Raw genomic sequence first — 16985 nt, 5'->3', positions numbered from 1 at the left:
CAGGAGTGAAAGCGATGTCCGGACATGCTCTTCTGAACGCACAGACCGTCGAGGACTGCATCATCGACCAGGGCTGGGAGCACTACACCCCTGAGGACCACGCCATCTGGGGCGTGCTGTTCGAGCGCCAGCAGCGGACCCTGCGAGGCCATGTCTGCCAGGAATATCTCGATGGTCTCGCCGCGCTCGGCATCGGCCCCGAAGGCGTGCCGAATTTCGCGCGCATGAACGAGCGGCTGCGGCGGCTCACCGGCTGGGAGGTCGTGGCGGTTCCGGGGCTCATCCCGTCGCGCCCCTTCTTCCAGATGCTGGCCAACCGCCAGTTTCCGGCTGGCACCTTCATCCGCAGCCGCGAGCAGCTCGACTATCTGGAGGAGCCCGACATCTTCCATGATGTCTTCGGCCACGTGCCGCTGCTAACCAACCCCGCCTATGCCGACTACATGAACGAGTACGGCCGGATCGGGCTCGTCGCCGTCGAGACCAAGGGGGTGAAGTTCCTCGCCCGCCTCAACTGGTACACCATCGAATTCGGGCTGATCCGCAAGCCCGAGGGCATCCGCATCTATGGCGCGGGCATCGTCTCGTCCTTCGGCGAAGCGAAATATGTGGTGGACGACCCTTCCGCCCACCACCTGGCCTTCGATCTCGAGCGCGTGCTGCGCACCGGCTATTACATCGATGATTTCCAGGCGACCTATTTCGTCATCGATCGCTTCGAGGATCTGTTCGACCTGCTCAGGGGCAGCGATTTCACCACCCGTTTCGACGAATTGCGCGCCCTGCCGGCCCACACGCCCTTCGAGATCCTGCCGCAGGACGTGGTCATCCGGGAAGGCAGCGGCCATTTCTGGCGCGATTTCCCGGCCACGAAGACGAAGCTGAAGTGAGGTTCGTCTGCCGCCTGCCGTTCAGGATGCCGGCGAGGACCCCACACGGTTCGTGAACCGCCCAGCCCGGAACTCTTCGATGGATCCCGGGCCAAGCCCGGGATGACGGGGTGGTACCCAGAAGACCGAGCATGCTCTCAGAGGCGGACTTCTAATCGAGGATCGCCGCGCCAAAATTCCGCTGCGGGTCGATGTCGGCGACGAGCCTGCCGGTCGGCGTCGCGGCCGGGCCGCCTTTGCGCGGCAGCCAGCGGCCGGAGCCGGGCCTGGCATGCAGCGTCCCCTCGGCCACGACCTCTGCACCCCGCACGAGAACGCGCTCCGGCCAGCCGGTGACGCTGCGGCCGGCGAAGGGCGTGAAGCCGGTCAGGTCATGCATCGCCGCATCGGTGATGGTTACTTGCTTGCCCGGATCCCAGATCGCGATATCGGCGTCGTAGCCGGGCAGGAGTGCGCCCTTGCCCGGCAGGTTGTAGATCGCGGCCGGCGCCGTCGCCGTCAGGTCGACAAAGGCTTCGAGCCCGCGCCCGGCGAATTCCGGCCGCCCTTTCGAGACCAGCGCATCGAAGAGCAGGGGCAATCGCGTTTCCAGGCCCGGCAGGCCGTTGGCGATCTGCTTGAAGTTCGGGTTCGGGCCGGCCGAGAGCTTGCCGGTCTCGTCGAAGCGATAGGGCGCATGGTCCGAGGAGACCGTCTGGATGTCGCCGAGCGCCAGGGCCTGCCAGAGCGCCTCCTGATCGGACTCTTCGCGCGGTGGCGGCGAGCACATCCATTTCGCGCCTTCCAGGCCGGGCTTGTCGAGATCGTGGCGGGTCAGGAAGAGATATTGCGGGCAGGTCTCGGCGAAGACCTTGAGGCCGCGACCGCGCGCATCGCGGATCGCCTGCGCGCCCTCGGCGGTCGAGACATGGAAGATCATGATCGGCTGGTCGAGCAGTTCGGCCGCGGTGATCAGGCGGTTGAAGGCCTCGGCCTCGGAGCCGCGCGGATGGCTGATCGCGTGGTATTTCGGCGCGACATAGCCCTTCTCGACGAGCTTCTTGCCCATCCAGGAGATCATGCCGTGGTTCTCGGCGTGTACGCAGACCAGCGCGCGGTTCTGCCTGGCGGTCAGCAGCAGATCGAGCAGCGGCTCGTCGTCGACCTTGATCAGGTCATAGGTCATGAAGACCTTGATCGAGGCATGGCCCTCGCGGATCAGCGCCGGCAGATCCTGCTGGACCGTCTTGGCGTCGGGATTGGCGACGATGAGATGGAAGGCGTAGTCGATCAGCGCGCCACGCCGGGCCAGCGCCGCGTAGTCGTCGACAACCTTGCGCAGATCGAGGCCGCGATGCTGGGCGGCAAAAGAGATCAGCGTGGTGTTGCCGCCGAAGGCGGCCGAGGTCGTGGCGCTCTCGAAGGTGTCGGCGTTGAGCAACCCGCCGGCCGAGACCTGCTCGACATGGGCATGGGTATCGATGCCGCCCGGCAGGACGAGCTTGCCGGTCGCGTCGATCTCGCGGGCGCCCGCGCCAAGGCCGAGACCCAGAGCGGCGACCTTGCCGTCCTTGACCGCGACATCGGCGCGGAAGCTGCCGGTGGCGGAGCCGACCGTGCCGCCGCGAATGACCAGATCATAGTTCGCCGTCATCTACCCTCGTCCTCTTCAACGCACCATCAGCGTGCCGATCGCCATCGCGACCGCGGCCTGCGTCGGATCGATCACGGGGATGCCCAGCGCATCCTCCAGCGGCCGGCGATGGCGCGCCATCCCGGCGCAGCCCATCACGATGGCGCCGGCGCCGTCCAGATCCCTGAGCTCGGTGCCGATCGCGATCATGCGCTGGAGCGTGCCTTCGCCGGACGCGCTCTCGGCCACCGACATCTCCAGCGGTCGCTCGCCGGCGAGCCGGTCCATTAGCCCCATCTGACGGAGATAGCGGATATGGCGCGGGATCGAGCGCGACTTGATCGCGATCACGCCGAAACGGTCCGCCCGCGTCAGGGCCGTCAGCACGCCGCATTCGGCGATGCCGAAGATCGGGCTCGCCGTGCCCTCGCGGGCGACGTGCAGTCCCGGGTCCGAATAGCAGGCGATGACGAAGGCATCGACATCGTTGGCGGCCTCGACCCGGCGGCGCAAAGGCAGGGTGACGCTCTCGACATGCTCCTGCGTCTCGATGCCCGCCGGCCCCTCAGGCAGGCTCTCGCAAATAATTTCCGGCCCCTCTGCGAAGGCGAGCGGCACGAGCGCCTGCCGCAGCCCTTCCGTGATCGCTTCGTTGGAGTTGGGGTTGATGACGAGGATGCGGGGGCGGCGATTCATCGCGAAGGGTCCGATCTGACGGGTCTATGGTTCAGCATGGCATTGCCCGCCGATTCAGGCGACCTCTCGCACCACCCAATCCGCCAGGATGGTGCAAGCTGCCAGAAAGTCGTCGATCTCCATCGCCTCCAGCGGGTTATGGCTGCCATGTTCGTTGCGCACGAACAGCATGGCGATGGGCACGCCGGCGGCGGCGAAGGCGGCGGAATCATGGGAAGCGGGGCTACCCAGCGGCATCGTCGGAATGCCCTGCCGGTTCGCTGCCGCCTCCAGCCCCACGACGATGCCAGGATCGACCGGGCCGACCGCAGCGCTGGCGCGCGTGCCGAGCTCGAAGCTGACGCGCCGGCGCGCCTCGATCTCGCGGATTTTCGCCAGCATTTTCGCTTCGACGCGTTCCAGCACGGCGGGATCATAGGCGCGCACGTCCAGGCTGAAGGCGAAGCTGCCGGGAACCGTCGTCAGGCCGTGGACGGCGGGATCGGTGTGGAAGCGGCCGAGCGTGACGGCCATCGGGAAGCCGTTGGCCTCTTCCTCCTGCCAGAGCCGGTCGAGCATCACCGCGAATTCGGCACCGGCCATCGCGGCATCGCGGCGGAAGCGGCGGGGTGTGCCGACATGGTCGTGCCGTCCCACGATGCGCGCATCGGGATAGCGGAAATTGCCGGGCACGCCGGTGCAGATCGCGACCGGCAAACGGGATTCGACGAGGCTCGGCGCCTGCTCGATATGGACTTCGAGGAAGGCCCGGGTCGTGGCGGGATCGAGATGGCGCTCGCGCCGGCGGATCGCGGCGGAATCGCCGCCACTGGCATCGATGCTGGCAGCGAGCACGCGGCCATCGTCGATGCGCTTCGCTTCGAGCGCACCATCCGGCAGCGTGCCGAGCGCCGAGCGGCTGCCGATATAGGAGACCTGGAACCAGACGCTTTCCTCGGCGCGTACGCCCATCGCGGTGACGTTACAGCGCGGCGCGATGCCGAGCGTGCGCAAGGTCTCGATGACGACGAGCCCGGCGACGACACCCGCTGCGCCGTCGAAATTGCCGCCATGCGGCACGCTGTCGAGATGCGAGCCCATCAGGATGCGCGGGGCCGAGGCGTCGCGGCCTTGCAGGGTGACATAGCTGTTGGCAGCGAAGTCATGCGAGACGGCGAGCCCGCGCGCCTTGCCGTGTTCCGCCAGCAGGCGGTGGCCGAAATCCTCGCCTGCGCCGTAGGTGTCGCGCGTGACGCCGGGTTCGTCGCGGCTGCCGGCAGCCAGCCGATCGAAGAGGGCGGCCACCCATTCGCGTTGGGCGGCGACGGCCTGGGCGATCGCCGTATCAGCGTGGGGCGTCCTGGCTGTTGCAGTCATCTCGATCCGGCGGGCTGTGGTTTGCGGCCCCATCACGCGCCCAGCCGTGAAGCGGCGGTGATCGAGCCTGCGCGGTGTCTCATGATACGTGTCGCCGGCAGCCGGCACCAAACCTTGGGCCAGCGTGCCTGGCCAGACAATGGTGCCATCTATGCGGATTTCCGGGGTGTCATTCGTGCGTTGAATAGCACGCGCGCGCTCAGCCGGGGCCGAGCTTGGCTGCGGTTTCGGCGGCGATCAGCCTGACCTCGCGCAGGAAGGCATCGGCGGCGCGGGAGATCGGGCGCTTGCGCGAGCGTACGGCCGAGGCGGTCACCCGGGACGCGGGCGCGAAGGGTCGGATGGCGAGGTCGTAATGGCCGCTGAAGACCGGCGAGAGCGGATCGACCACGGCGACACCGACGCCGCTTTCCGCCAGCACGCAAGCCGTGTTGCAGTAGCGGACCTCGACGGAGAAGCGGTGGGGCACATCGGCCTGGGCAAAGGCCCGGCGGACGATGGTGCCCATGCGGGTGCCCTGTTCGAGTGCGATATAGGGCACCTCGCGCAAATCCTCCGGGGTGACCGTGGCCTTGGCCGCCATGGGATGCTCGGGCCGCATGACGCAAACCATGTCGCCGGTGAAGAAGGTCTCGGCATCGAGCCCGCGATCGTCGTCCATGCCCATGACGAAGCCGAGCTCGGCCGTTCCGTTCTCGACGCTTTCCAGCACATGCTCGAAGCGCCGGACGTCGAAGGAGACCCTGACCTTCGGTCGCTTGACCAGGAAATGGCGCAGCGCTGCCGGCAGCACGCCATAGCCCAGAGGCGGCGTCGCGATGATGCGAATATGGCCGGCGCGATTCTCCTTGATGTCCTGCACCCTCGCCTCGAGGGCCGCGTGCAGGGTGAAGATCGGCTCGGATTCCTCGTAGAGCGTGCGCGCCTCGGCTGTGGGGAACAGGCGGTTGTTGACGCGCTCGAACAGCGGGAAGCCGACCTGGCTTTCGAGATGCTTGATCGCGTTGCTGACGGCCGGCTGCGACAGCCCCAGTTCCTGCGCAGCACGAACCGTCGTCTCGCAGCGGACGACCGCCCGCAGAAGCTCGATCTGGCGAAGGTTCATATGATCGGTCCAAATAGAGTGTGCCCACACTATTCGGTCAGCAAATCATATGCCAGCTTTCTGACTCGTGAGAGGTGCTCAGGCCCAGCGCAGGCTCGGCGGCGAGAGCTCGTCGACCGAGCGCCCGGCCCAGTCGAGCGAGGAGGCCTTGGCCAGCGCCCGGCGCTGCGCCTGTTCCAGCCCGTCGGAGGCGGCCTGATAGTCCATGGTCAGGACCTTGCTGCCAGCGACCACCTGCTTGCCCTGCACGAAGACATGGGAGACGGCCCGGTCGGCAGCCGCGTTGATCAGGCTCTTTAGCGGGTCGCGGGTCGGGCGCATCATCGGGTGGGTGAGGTCGACCATGACGAGGTCGGCCTGGGCGCCCTTGGCGAGGCGGCCGATATCGTCGCGGCCGAGCAGCTTGGCGCCGCCCAGCGTCGCGGCGCGGAAGACCTGTCCGGTCGTCACCACGGCATGGCTTTCGCCGGTGATGCGGGCATAGACGCCCGCATGGCGCAGTTCCTCCAGCATGTTGTGCGGGAAGGTGTCGGTGCCGATGCCGATGTTGACGCCGGCCTTCAGATAGCGGCCGAGGTCACGCAGCGTGAAGCCGCGCCGGCCGAAGACGGTCGGGCAATGCGCCACCGACGTGCCGGTCTCGGCGAGGCGCGCGAGATCGGTCCGGGTCGGCCAGCGCACCCAGGGATGGTCGTCGAGGAAGATCGCATGGGCGATCGAGGCGTTCGGCGCGAGGAAGCCGACGCTGTCCAGCCACTGGATCGGCGAGAGCCCGCTGCGGCGGACCATCTCGTGGAACTCGCTGATCGACTGGCCGGCATGGGTCTGGATCGGAATCTTGCGCTCGTTGGCAGCCGCGATCGAGGCACGGAACAGCTCCTCCGTGCAGGTGTCGATCTGGGCCGGGCAGGCGAGGCCGGAAAGCCGGCCGGATTCATGGGCGAGCGCGGCGTCGATGACCTTGAAGGCGTCTTCCATCGCCTTGCGGCCGGCGGCATCGTCGAGCTCGTATTCGACCTGATAGCCGTTGCGGGTGAACCAGCGGCCGTTGCGGTACATCGGCGCCATGACCATGCGCAGGCCGGAGGCCGCTGCGCGGTCGAGCCAGCCCTCGCTCGGGAATGAGAGGTCGACCAGCGTGGTCGTGCCGGACATCAGCAGTTCCGACCAGGCGACGTGGTTCAGATGCGGGATGCCCTCGGCATCGGCACGGAAGAGCCAGAGGAACTCGTAGAGCGACGAGTTGTAGAGCTTCGGCGTGCCGACCTCGTCGGTCATGCCCTTGTTGCCGGGCTCGCTCGATGGGTGCGAGTGGATGTCGACGAGACCGGGCATGACCATGAAGCCAGCGCCGTCGATCTCGCGCGCGACCGCGCCGGTGAAGCCACCGCCGAGATGCAGGATGCCGCTTTCGTCGAAGACGACATCGAGATTGCGGCGATAGACATGGTCGTCGGCCGCCGGATCATAGGCGATGACGATGTCGGCGTTGCGGATGCGGGTGATCATGATGCGGTCGCTGGTCCTGCTCATCGAGGTCATCCCGGACAAGCCGCGTCAGCGGCGCCGATCCGGGATCCATGCCTGAGCCGTTCCGGCATGGATCCCGGGTCTCCGCTTCGCTCCGCCCGGGATGACGGCGGAGCGAGAATGGCCGGGCTCAGCCGGCTTTCTTTTCCTGCGCGAGGAAATGCTCGGCGATCTCCTTGCCAGTGGCGATCCAGACATCGCCGTAGCCGCGGGCCCGCGCCAGGAAGTCGCGCATGATGCCGATGCGCATCGGGCGGCCGGAAACCTGCGGGTGCATCACCATCGAGACGAGACCGCCCCATTCGCGGGTCTGGTCGAGCTCGTCGTTCCAGATCGAGAGCACATGCTCCTTCGGGAACATCGGACGCGGGCTGAAGCGCTGCGACAGGCCGTAGAGCCAGTCATCGAAGGACATGTTGACCGGCAATTCGACCGGGCCCTTCGAGCCGTCGCGCAGCTTGTGGCGATAGGGCCGGATGTCGTCGCGGAAGGAGGAGGAGTAGACGATGCCCTTCTCGCGGAGATAGCCGAGCAATTCGTCATAGTTCTCGCCCGAGGGCGCGCGGTAGCCGACCGGCGTGACGCCGAGGATGCGCTTAAAGATATCGAGCGTCTTGTCGATCTCCTCCTTGTCGACGGCGAAGTCAGCGGGGTCGGGCCGCTTATGCGAGTAGCCGTGATGGCCGACCTCGTGCCCGTCCTTGACGATGGCCTCGCACATCCCGGGATGGACCTCGACGACCCAGCCGGGGATGAAGAAGGTCGCCTTGATCTCCATCGCGCGGAGCTGATCGAGGATCTTGGGCACGCCGACCCGCTCCTCGTAGCCGCCGAAGGAGAGCGTCACGAGCCGGTCGGTGTTCTTGGCGTCGTATTGCAGCCAGGCCGTCTCGGCGTCGACGTCGAAGGCGGGGAACACCGCGCATCGGTAGCCGGCCGGCCAGGGATAGTCCGGGGCCGGGTCCGAGAGATTGGCGATGCGGTGGGGGAAATCGGTCAGCATGACAGGCGTCTTTCGCGAGAAAGCGCCCCGCCTCGGAGCGGGGCGCGATGGGAGCGGTTGGTACTCGGGTTCAGTTCTTGGTTTCGCCGTTGATCATGAGCTTGTCGACCTTGGCGTCGGCCAGCTCCCATTTCTTCAGCACGGCGGCATAGCTGCCATCGGCGAGCATTTTGGCGAAGGCCTTGGCGACGGCGTCACGCAATTCGGTGTCCTTCTTGGCGAAGGCGAGGCCCTGATAGACGGTGGTGAAGGGCGTCCCCAGGATCGCGTAGTTCCCCGGCTCCTGGCCCATCAGATAGGGCAGAGTCTCGCTGCCCTGGACGGCGGCGTCGAGCCGCTTCTGCCGGAGCTGGGTGCGTGCGTCGGCCGAGCCTTCCGTGCCGACGATCTGCAGTGCAGGCTTGCCCTTGGCCTCGCAGTTTTCCTTGCTCCAGCCTTCCATCTCCTTCGGGAAGGAGGTGCGGCGGCTGGCGCCGACCTTCTTGCCGCAGAGGTCCGCGAGGTTCTTGAACTCGTCCTTGCGGTCGGCATTGGTGTAGAACTGCGCGCCGGAGGCGAGATAATCGACGAAGTCGAGCGTTTCGCGACGGCTCGGCAGGTCGCTCATCCCCGACAGGATCATGTCGACGCGGCCTGTGGTCAGTGCCGGGATCATGCCCTCGAAGCTGATTTCCTCCCATTTGATGGTGATGCCGAGCTTTTTGGCCAGCGCGTTACCGAGATCGATGTCGAGGCCGGTCAGCGTGCCGGTCTTGGGGTCCTTGAACTCCAGCGGCGGGTAGTTCGGCACATTGGCGACGGAGAGCGTCTTCTTCTCGAGGATGCGTGCCGGCAGGCTCTGGGCCTGGGCGAGGCCCGTCGCGGCGCAGAGCGCGATGGCCGACAGGCCGAGCAGGATGGATGTCTTCGACATGGCTTTCCCCTTTTTGATCAGTGTCTGACGGCGTTGATGAAGGCTTTGGTGCGCGTTTCCTTCGGATCGACCAGGACCGAGCGGGGATCGCCGAGCTCGACGATCTGGCCCTGGTCCATGAACGCGACGCGGTGGCCGACATCCCGGGCGAAGCCGAGCTCATGGGTGACGCAGATCATGGTCATCCCGGTCTCCGCGAGGTCGCGCATCACCTTGAGCACCTCCGAGACCAGTTCCGGATCGAGCGCCGAGGTCGGCTCGTCGAAGAGCAGCAGCTCGGGGCGCATCGCGAGCGAACGGGCGATCGCGACGCGCTGTTGCTGGCCGCCGGAAAGCTGCGAGGGATAGGCGTCACGCTTGTCAGCGAGGCCGACGCGCTCAAGCAGGGCGAGCGCCCGGGCGGTCGCCTCCCTGGCCGGCTCGCCCAGCACCTGCACCGGTCCCTCGATGATGTTCTGCAGGGCTGTCAGATGCGGGAACAGGTTGAAGCGCTGGAACACCATGCCGATCGAGCGGCGCTGGCGGGCGATGGCGGCATCGTCAAGCTCATAAAGCTTGTTGCCCTCGCGGTGGTAGCCGACGCGCTCGCCGGAGACCCAGAGCGCGCCGCCATCGATGCGTTCGAGCTGGTTGATGCAGCGCAGGAAGGTGCTCTTGCCCGAACCGGAGGGGCCGATGATGCAGAGCACCTCGCCCTTGGGGATCGCAAGGTCGATGCCCTTCAGCACCTTAAGTGTGCCGAACTGCTTCTCGACCTTCTGGGCGAGGACGAGAGGGGCGCCGGCGAGATGGTCGGGGTCGACCGTCCGGACTTCGGAGAGGGCGGTCTGGGTCGGGATGTCGGTCATCGTGCCAGCCCTCAGCGCTGCGCCGGGGCGGCGACGCCGCGGGCGTAATAGGCCTCGATCCGACCCTGGATCAGGCTGAGGACGGTGACGACGACCAGGTACCAGATCGCGGCGACGATCAGCAGCTCGATGACCCGCGAATTGGCGTAGTAGATGTTCTGCGCGCTGTGCAGGATCTCGGCGAACTGGATGACGCTCGCCAGCGAGGTGAGCTTCACCATGCCGATGAACTCGTTGCCGATCGGCGGCACGATCACGCGCATGGCCTGTGGCATGATGATCCGCCGCAGCAGCTTGAGCCGCGTCATGCCGAGCGTCTGGGCCGCTTCGTACTGGCCGTTGTCGACGGAGAGCAGGCCGGCGCGCACCACCTCCGCGGTGAAGGCGCCCTGCTGGATGCCGAGGCCGAGCAGTGCCGCGACGAAGGGCGTCATCACCTCGACGGTCTTGAACGAGAACAGGCCGGGTATGCCGATGGTCGGGAAGACCAGCGCGAGATTGAACCAGAGCAGCAGCTGCAACAGGGCCGGCACGGCCCGGAAGAACCAGATATAGCCGACCGCCGTCATCGAGAGCACGGGATTGGCTGACAACCGCATCACCGCGAAGACGACGCCGAGCGCGATGCCGAGCAGCATCGCCAGGATCGCCATGACGATGGTGTTGACGAGGCCGGTCATGATGGCCTGGACGGTCAGGAACTCGGCGACATAGTTCCACTCGATCTGCCCGACCGCGAAGGCGCGCACGATCGCGGCCAGCGCGAGGCAAACCACGGCGGCGCCGATGATCCTGCCGAAATGCCGGCGGGGAACGATGATGAGGTTGTCGGATTCAGCGATCATCTTGCCTCGATGGCTTCAGGTCGTCGGAAGGCGATGAGCGGGCGCGGGCGTGCCGGGGCGCTGTCCGATCTTACCGGAGGGGAACCGGCTTGCGAGGCGGCTCCCCATGGCGCGTCTATGATTTATCCCGCTGCTGTATTCGCCTGGCTTATAAGCGGAGCCTGCGACGGCCTTCACGGGCCGTCGCCCAAGAGCCCGCATCACTGCCCGGCGTCGATGGCGGGTTCGGGAAGGGCCTGCCGCTCGAGGCCGAACTTCTTCAAGGCCTGCTGGTAGGCGCCGTTCTTCATGACGGCCGCAGTCGCCTTGGCGACGGCGTCGCGCAATTCGGTGTTCTTCTTCTCGAAGGCGAGGCCGAAGAGCGTCTTGTTCAGCGGCTCGCCGACGAAGGCATAGGTGTTCGGCTCATCCGCCATGAGATAGGCGACGTATTCGGGTCCGAGCACGGCGGCGTCGAGCCTGCCCTGCTTGAGATCGAGCCTCGTCGCCGTGGCGCCCGCCGTGCCGTTCACGGTGATCGCCGGCTTGCCCGCGGCGGCGCAGTTTTTCTCGCTCCACGCCACCGTGACCGGCATGTAGCTCGTGGTGCGCGGAGCCCCAACGGTTTTGCCGCAGAGATCGACATTGCCCTTCAACTCGCCCGCCTTGGCCGCCAGCGCGAAAGGCTGGGCGCCGGTGGCGAGGTAGTCGACGAAGGTGAGCTTGTCGCGGCGGGAGGGCAGATCGCTGATCGCGGTGCCGATCATGTCGATGCGGCCGGTGGTCAGTGAGGTCATGAGCTGCTCGAAGCTCATCTCCTCCCATTTGACCGGGACGCCGAGCTCCTTGGCGATCGCGTTGACGAGCTCGACATTGAAGCCGATGCGCTCGCTCGTCTTCGGGTCCTTGTAGGCCATGGGCGGATAGGTGCTCTCGATGCCGACCACGATGTGCCCGGCCGATTTGAGCGCGGCGGGCAGCGCGATGCCGGCTTGCTGAGCGGCGGCCGGCACCGCGGCCGCGAGGCTGAGCGCCGCTGCCAGGGCGGTTGCCGGAAGATGTCGGTTCACTGAAATCCAGGCGGTCATCGTCGTTCCCCGTTTTGTCGGCTTGCGAGATCGCCGGCCGCGAAGGCAGAACGATCCGCAGGCGGGCGCCGTTGTGGCGCCGCGGCGATCTTAGCGGGAGCGTTTCGGAACGGGGCGCGAGCCGGTGGCGTCGGGCTATGATTTATGTCCGGCCGCTATTCGGCGCGCTTATATGACGCGGCGGGCCCCTGAGGCGCGCCGGCCCCCAAGGGCCGGATAAATCGAGGAGATCGGAGAGCTGGAGCGGGTACCGGGAATCGAACCCGGGTATTCAGCTTGGAAGGCTGCTGCTCTACCATTGAGCTACACCCGCGACCGGCGCCAAATTCCCCATCATGGCAGTGGAAGTCAAGCGTTCAGCTCGCGCGTTCCAGCTCTCGGACCGGCTTCTGCACCTGTATGGCGTGCCGGGGCCGAAGAACGGCCGCCAGTGGCCGGAACGGATATGTTGCAGGAAAACGCAACCGCGGCTGGGCAGGCAGCGTCAGATGTGCCCGTCGAGCTGGGATCGGTCGCTTTGAAGAGCCGGCGAACCGCCTGATGCAGGCCTCGCCTCAGTGCCGGCCATCGCTTTGTTCACGACGATCAGCCGCAAATAGGGAGCTTTCGGAGGCATCCGATCCCGTGACGTCTCCGTGACGGCGTTCGCACGCCTGATCCTGGCACGCCGAAGTGCTGCAGAAAGCTTGCTTCCGGGTTTCATTCACTTGATTTCCAGCGCCGCGCCTGAAGCGTTTCAGAACGGATGGCGGAAAACATCCCCTATTTGGAGGAGAGGCGCGAAATGATTCGCAGGATCGCCGGGCTGGATCAACCAAACCGGCGCATGCCCAAGAGTCGCCTGGATAAGGATCGTCTGGATCGAGCATGAGCCGGCGTTCTGGTCATCCAGGCGGCGCTGACGGCATGAATGTGCTTGCCGCTGCGGCCCCGCCCCGCCCACGACGGAGAGGCAGGGGAGTGCAGCTTGGCTCGCGCTCGCTCAGAAGCCGAAGTTGAAGCCGGCCTTGAGGATATCGCCCGTCGTGCGGCTGCGCATGGATGCATATTGGCCGGGCGCCAGCCCCGTGAAGTCTCGCAGGGGAAGCTTCTGGTTGCCAAGGTCGTAGTGGGTGTAGTCCAGCCGGATCGTCGTGCCGGGCAGGATCGCATATTCGACGCCGCCGCCGACGGCCCAGCCACTGGCCAGCGGCGAGCGTGAGCCGGCCGCGCCCGAGACTGCGGCCGGATTGTCCGGCGTGATCAAGCCCTTCTGGTCCAGGAGGCCGTAGGCATAGCCGCCGGTGCCGTAGATCAGGAAATCGCCGAGCACGAAGCCGGCGCGGGCCCGGACGGTGCCGAGCATCGAGAGCTCGGTTTCCGCGCGGGTCGTGAAGCGCGTGCCGCCCGGATTGGCGGAAGCGTTCTGGCTTCCGCCCAGACGGGTGGCGGAGAGGTCGGTCTCGGCGCCGATCACCACGGCGCCGATCTGGTAGTTGAAGCCGAACTGCGCGCCGCCGACCATGCCATTGCCGTCCGGCGACAGCCGGCCGGGCAGCGCTGCCGGATCGATGGCGCTGGGAGCAGGAACCGGGGCGCCGAAGACGGTCGTGTTCGTGATGACGGTCGTATTCGTGACGGTGGTCTGCGTCGTCGGGAAGGAGTTGGTCGGAAGATTGGTGGTCGTTGTTGTTGTCGCTGTCGTTGTCGCAGTTGTCGTCGTGTTCGTGCTCGGTATCACCGTCGGGCTGCCATAGGGGCCGGCGACCGAGGTTCGCCCGTTCTGGCGCCCGGCGCCGAGGGAGCCACCGACATAGAAACCGGTCCAGCGCGGCCGTTCCGGCAGGAGCATCGGCACGGCCGGCGCCATCGCCTGCTGCTGTGCCGGGGGAAGCGGCGGCGTGTAGGGCGGCGCCCGGCGCGGGAAGCTGTGGGCCGGGGCGACGCCGCGCGGTGTGTAATCGGCGCGGCGCGTGCGGGGCTGCGCGGGCAGGGCAGGGCAGACCGGGCAGGTCTGGGCGACCTGGACGCGGTTGCGGCTCGGGGCCGTTTCAGCGAGCCGGATGGCGGCCTGGACATGCGACGACACCGGATAGAGCCGCGCATAGAGCTTGAAGGCTTCGGCGTCGCCGGCCAGCACCGTCTCGGCCCAGGCCCGTTCCTCGGTCCGCTGGGAGAGGATGCGCTGCAGGCGCAGGGCGCTCTGGTCGTCGAGATTGGCGGCGAGCACCGTCCCATAGATGTCCGGCCGGTCCCAGGCGATGGCGGTCCGCGTGGCGTCGGCCGGCGACATCCCGCGCAGCGAGGCTGGCGTCGGGCGTGCCGCGAGCGGCACGTTGCCGGCCATGGCTGTCTGCGCCGGCGCCATGCCGGCCTGACGCGGGAAGAAGGCGAATTCGGTGATGAGCGAGGAGGTGTCCCAGGGAATCTGGACGCCGTTGGTCGTGTCATAGACCGCCAGGCGGATGCGCCGGAAGATCTGCTCGACCGGCAGGCCGGGCTCGCGGGCCTCTTTCAGGAAGGCCGTGGTGAAGGGGCTGTTGGGCCCGGTGCCGTCAGCCGCGGCGGAGCCTGGCGAGGTGGCGAAGGCGACGAAGGTGCCGCTGCCGGAATCGACGCGGGCGAGGCCGGCCTCGCTACGGGCGCCGTCATTGGCTCCGTCGACGATCTGGAGGGCGAGGCCGCGGGAGAGCTCCCGTCCTGCGAAGGGATTGTCGCGACAGGCGTCGAGGATAGCGATCTTGGACTTGGCGCCGGCGCCATCGAGGCGGCGCAGGATCTCGCTCAGAGACAGCGCCTGGCTCGGGATATTGGCTGAGGTTTCGGGGCGGATATCCGTGGGAAGGATATAATTGGCGCCGTCGAGCTGGACGGCATGCCCTGCATAATAGACCAGCGCCGTCGTGTCGGGACCGCTCTTCCTGACCTTGTCGATGAAGACGTCGAGCGCGCCGCGCAGGCCGGCGAGCGACAGGTCGAGAGCGGGCGTGATGTCGAAACCGGCATCCTGCAGCATGGCGCGGGTGGCGCTGGCGTCGTTGAGGGCGTTGGGGAGCTTGGTGACGTTGGCATAGGCGCCGTTGCCGATCACGAAGGCGTAGCGCTTCTGCTGTGCGAAGGCCGGGGTCGCGCCCAGGCCGAAGGCAGCGAAGGCCATCGCCGCCATGACGCAGAGAAACGCGTGAGCCCAGGCCTGGATCCGCATCCTCGTGTCCTTTGTGGTGTCAGCGAAACGACTCGCAAGGACTTGTGTGGCGTCTGCGATTCCCGACGGCATCCGCCATATGATGGAGCTTGCGCTCCACTGCAGGCGAAGCAAGCCGAAACAAGGCCGGGCAGAGGCTCGTTGCTATTCGCTGCTGGCTGGATATTGCCGAGTGTTTCCGGAAGCTTGGTCTTTGACCCTAGGGCATTGTCTCAACCGAAGGCGGCGTATTGTGACGTTTTTGCCATAGGCCTGCGCCTTGCTTGGCCTCGCCTTGGGAGATGGCGCCGGACGCTCCTTCAAATGGATGAAGCGCCGCGCGCGGCCATAGGCTGCAATGCGGGTCGCGATGACGAGCGATCCAGCGATCAACCCTTACGACGCGGTGGCCTATCCGGCGCATTCCTTTGCGCAGACGCACCCGTCGCGCCTGGCGACGATCGCGCATTTCCACGGGATGCAGCCGGCGTCGCCAAGGGCGATGCGCGTGCTGGAGCTGGGCTGCGGGCGCGGCGGCAACCTGATCCCGATGGCGGTGCAACATCCCGGAAGCCGCTTCCTCGGCATCGACCTGAGCGGGGATTCGATCCGGCAGGCGAATGCCGGGGCAGCCGAGCTCGCGCTGTCGAACATCGCCTTCGAGCAGCGCGACATCCTCGCTGTCACGGCCGAGATCGGCGCCTTCGATTACATCATCGTCCACGGCGTCTATTCCTGGGTGCCGGACCCGGTGCGCGAGCGGATCATCGCCCTGTTCGGCGAGCTGCTGGCGCCGCAAGGGGTTGCCTATGTCAGCTACAACGCGCTGCCGGGCTGCCGCTTCCGCGATATGGCGCGCGACATCATGCTGTTCGAGACGCGCCATATCGCCGATCCGCGCGAGCGGGTGCGGGTCGCGCGGGCGGCGCTCAAGGCCTATGCCGAGGCCAGCGATCCGGAGAACTATCACGGCGCCATTCTGCGCCAGCGGCTGCAGCAGATCGAAGAACTCGCCGACAACGTGCTCTACCACGACGATCTCAATCCGATCGCGCGGGCTTTCGCCTTGCACGAGGTGCTCGATGCCGGCGCGCGGCACGGCCTGCAATTCCTGGCGGAGGCCTCATTTCCCAACCTGTACGGCGCCTCGAAGGGGCCGGCGCAGCGGATGCTGGCGGAGATCCCCCTCGATCAGCCGCTGCGGCGCGAGCAGACCATCGACCTGCTGATCGGCCGGCCCTTCCGCGAGACGTTGCTGTGCCGGGCGCAGGTGCCGCTGCGCCGGGGCGTCAGGGCGGATTCGTTACGGCCCTATTGCCTTGCCGCGGATGTCCAGCCGGTGCAGGAGGGCGCGGAGGAGCAAGGGCCGGGCGTCGAGCGCTTCGCTTTTGCGGAAGGCGTCAAGCTCTCTGTGGATCTGCCGGCGTGCAAGGCGGCCTTGAGAATCCTGGGAGCGGCCTGGCCGGCGAACATGGCCTATGCCGATCTCGTCGCGCAGGCGCTGGACGTTGCCGCCGCCGAGGCGGGAGCGGGTTTCGATCGCGATCGCGAGACCGCGCGGCTGGAAGAGGCACTGACCGCGATCTTCAAGGCTGGGCTGCTCGATATCAGGCTCGAACCGCCTCCGCTCACGACCATCATCACCGAAAGGCCGCAGGCGAGCCGGGTCGCGCGCTGGCAGGCCGCGAACGCGGCCGAGGTGACCGATCTGCGCCACCGCACCGTGCTGCTCGACAGTGCCGTGGTGCGGAAATTCATCTGCCTGCTCGATGGCTCGCGCGACCAGCGCATGCTGCTCGCCGACATGAATGCCTTCTTCGGCGAGGCGCGTGCAGCGAGCATCGTCGAGCCGGGCCTGCCCGAGCGGGCGACGGCGGAAGAGGTTGCGATGCATCTCAAGGACGTGGCGCGGCTCGGGCTGCTCCATGGCTGACGATTGTCGCGCGCAGCGGTGCGG

General features: G+C 66.9%; 13 protein-coding genes and 1 tRNA gene. 2 read left to right on the top strand and 12 right to left on the bottom strand.

Annotated elements, in window-relative coordinates; genetic code table 11:
• Nucleotides 1-14: 14 nt before the first annotated feature.
• Nucleotides 15-890, top strand: coding sequence for a phenylalanine 4-monooxygenase (phhA, locus tag AB6806_RS21715; protein WP_051987434.1), 876 nt, complete (start codon nt 15-17; stop codon nt 888-890).
• A 151-nt stretch (nt 891-1041) separates the two neighbouring features.
• On the opposite strand, the gene hydA is transcribed toward phhA, so the two are convergent.
• From hydA to AB6806_RS21655, 12 genes are all read right to left on the bottom strand, one after another.
• A complete protein-coding gene (hydA, locus tag AB6806_RS21710; protein ID WP_142022564.1) occupies nt 1042-2523 on the bottom strand; it encodes a dihydropyrimidinase in 1482 nt (493 codons plus the stop codon).
• A 15-nt stretch (nt 2524-2538) separates the two neighbouring features.
• Nucleotides 2539-3198, bottom strand: a complete 660-nt coding sequence (locus AB6806_RS21705) for an aspartate/glutamate racemase family protein (RefSeq protein ID WP_142022565.1) — start codon at nt 3196-3198, stop codon at nt 2539-2541.
• Nucleotides 3199-3252: 54 nt separating this feature from the next.
• On the bottom strand, nt 3253-4554 hold the full coding sequence (locus AB6806_RS21700) for a Zn-dependent hydrolase (RefSeq protein WP_142022566.1): 1302 nt from the start codon (nt 4552-4554) through the stop codon (nt 3253-3255).
• Between the two features lie 199 nt (nt 4555-4753).
• Entirely contained in the window at nt 4754-5659 is a 906-nt protein-coding gene (locus AB6806_RS21695) for a LysR family transcriptional regulator (protein ID WP_142022567.1), read from the bottom strand.
• A gap of 78 nt (nt 5660-5737) precedes the next feature.
• Nucleotides 5738-7192 (bottom strand): amidohydrolase family protein, encoded by a 1455-nt coding sequence (locus AB6806_RS21690; protein ID WP_185747994.1) that lies wholly within the window; start codon nt 7190-7192, stop codon nt 5738-5740.
• A gap of 127 nt (nt 7193-7319) precedes the next feature.
• The gene (locus tag AB6806_RS21685; protein WP_142022568.1) at nt 7320-8192 is read right to left on the bottom strand and encodes a polysaccharide deacetylase family protein; all 873 of its coding nucleotides are present in this window, start codon (nt 8190-8192) and stop codon (nt 7320-7322) included.
• A gap of 70 nt (nt 8193-8262) precedes the next feature.
• Nucleotides 8263-9105: an ABC transporter substrate-binding protein gene (locus AB6806_RS21680; protein WP_142022569.1), complete on the bottom strand. Its 843-nt coding sequence runs from the start codon at nt 9103-9105 to the stop codon at nt 8263-8265.
• A gap of 17 nt (nt 9106-9122) precedes the next feature.
• Nucleotides 9123-9953: an amino acid ABC transporter ATP-binding protein gene (locus AB6806_RS21675; RefSeq protein WP_142022570.1), complete on the bottom strand. Its 831-nt coding sequence runs from the start codon at nt 9951-9953 to the stop codon at nt 9123-9125.
• A gap of 11 nt (nt 9954-9964) precedes the next feature.
• Nucleotides 9965-10798 (bottom strand): amino acid ABC transporter permease, encoded by an 834-nt coding sequence (locus AB6806_RS21670; RefSeq protein WP_038358332.1) that lies wholly within the window; start codon nt 10796-10798, stop codon nt 9965-9967.
• Nucleotides 10799-10998: 200 nt separating this feature from the next.
• Nucleotides 10999-11865 carry an ABC transporter substrate-binding protein gene (locus tag AB6806_RS21665; protein ID WP_133563461.1) on the bottom strand — a complete coding sequence of 289 codons (867 nt, stop codon included), beginning with the start codon at nt 11863-11865 and terminating at the stop codon, nt 10999-11001.
• A 239-nt stretch (nt 11866-12104) separates the two neighbouring features.
• Nucleotides 12105-12178 (bottom strand) — tRNA-Gly (locus AB6806_RS21660).
• A 669-nt stretch (nt 12179-12847) separates the two neighbouring features.
• Nucleotides 12848-15049, bottom strand: a complete 2202-nt coding sequence (locus AB6806_RS21655; protein WP_185747995.1) for a caspase family protein — start codon at nt 15047-15049, stop codon at nt 12848-12850.
• Between the two features lie 349 nt (nt 15050-15398).
• Between AB6806_RS21655 and AB6806_RS21650 the strand changes: the two genes are divergently transcribed.
• Nucleotides 15399-16961 carry a methyltransferase domain-containing protein gene (locus AB6806_RS21650; RefSeq protein WP_185747996.1) on the top strand — a complete coding sequence of 521 codons (1563 nt, stop codon included), beginning with the start codon at nt 15399-15401 and terminating at the stop codon, nt 16959-16961.
• The last annotated feature ends 24 nt before the right edge of the window (nt 16962-16985 follow it).

It is taken from the genome of Allobosea sp. RCC_152_1, assembly GCF_041360765.1.
GTDB lineage: Bacteria > Pseudomonadota > Alphaproteobacteria > Rhizobiales > Beijerinckiaceae > Allobosea > Allobosea spartocytisi.
Note: the sequence above shows the minus strand (reverse complement) of the source record. Positions and strands in the feature narration are given on the sequence as shown.

Coding starts and splice junctions, on each gene's coding strand:
- phhA (WP_051987434.1), top strand. CDS start 15: ATGTCCGGACATGCTCTTCTGAACGCACAGACCGTCGAGGACTGCATC.
- hydA (WP_142022564.1), bottom strand. CDS start 2,523: ATGACGGCGAACTATGATCTGGTCATTCGCGGCGGCACGGTCGGCTCC.
- AB6806_RS21705 (WP_142022565.1), bottom strand. CDS start 3,198: ATGAATCGCCGCCCCCGCATCCTCGTCATCAACCCCAACTCCAACGAA.
- AB6806_RS21700 (WP_142022566.1), bottom strand. CDS start 4,554: ATGACTGCAACAGCCAGGACGCCCCACGCTGATACGGCGATCGCCCAG.
- AB6806_RS21695 (WP_142022567.1), bottom strand. CDS start 5,659: ATGAACCTTCGCCAGATCGAGCTTCTGCGGGCGGTCGTCCGCTGCGAG.
- AB6806_RS21690 (WP_185747994.1), bottom strand. CDS start 7,192: ATGAGCAGGACCAGCGACCGCATCATGATCACCCGCATCCGCAACGCC.
- AB6806_RS21685 (WP_142022568.1), bottom strand. CDS start 8,192: ATGCTGACCGATTTCCCCCACCGCATCGCCAATCTCTCGGACCCGGCC.
- AB6806_RS21680 (WP_142022569.1), bottom strand. CDS start 9,105: ATGTCGAAGACATCCATCCTGCTCGGCCTGTCGGCCATCGCGCTCTGC.
- AB6806_RS21675 (WP_142022570.1), bottom strand. CDS start 9,953: ATGACCGACATCCCGACCCAGACCGCCCTCTCCGAAGTCCGGACGGTC.
- AB6806_RS21670 (WP_038358332.1), bottom strand. CDS start 10,798: ATGATCGCTGAATCCGACAACCTCATCATCGTTCCCCGCCGGCATTTC.
- AB6806_RS21665 (WP_133563461.1), bottom strand. CDS start 11,865: ATGACCGCCTGGATTTCAGTGAACCGACATCTTCCGGCAACCGCCCTG.
- AB6806_RS21655 (WP_185747995.1), bottom strand. CDS start 15,049: ATGCGGATCCAGGCCTGGGCTCACGCGTTTCTCTGCGTCATGGCGGCG.
- AB6806_RS21650 (WP_185747996.1), top strand. CDS start 15,399: ATGACGAGCGATCCAGCGATCAACCCTTACGACGCGGTGGCCTATCCG.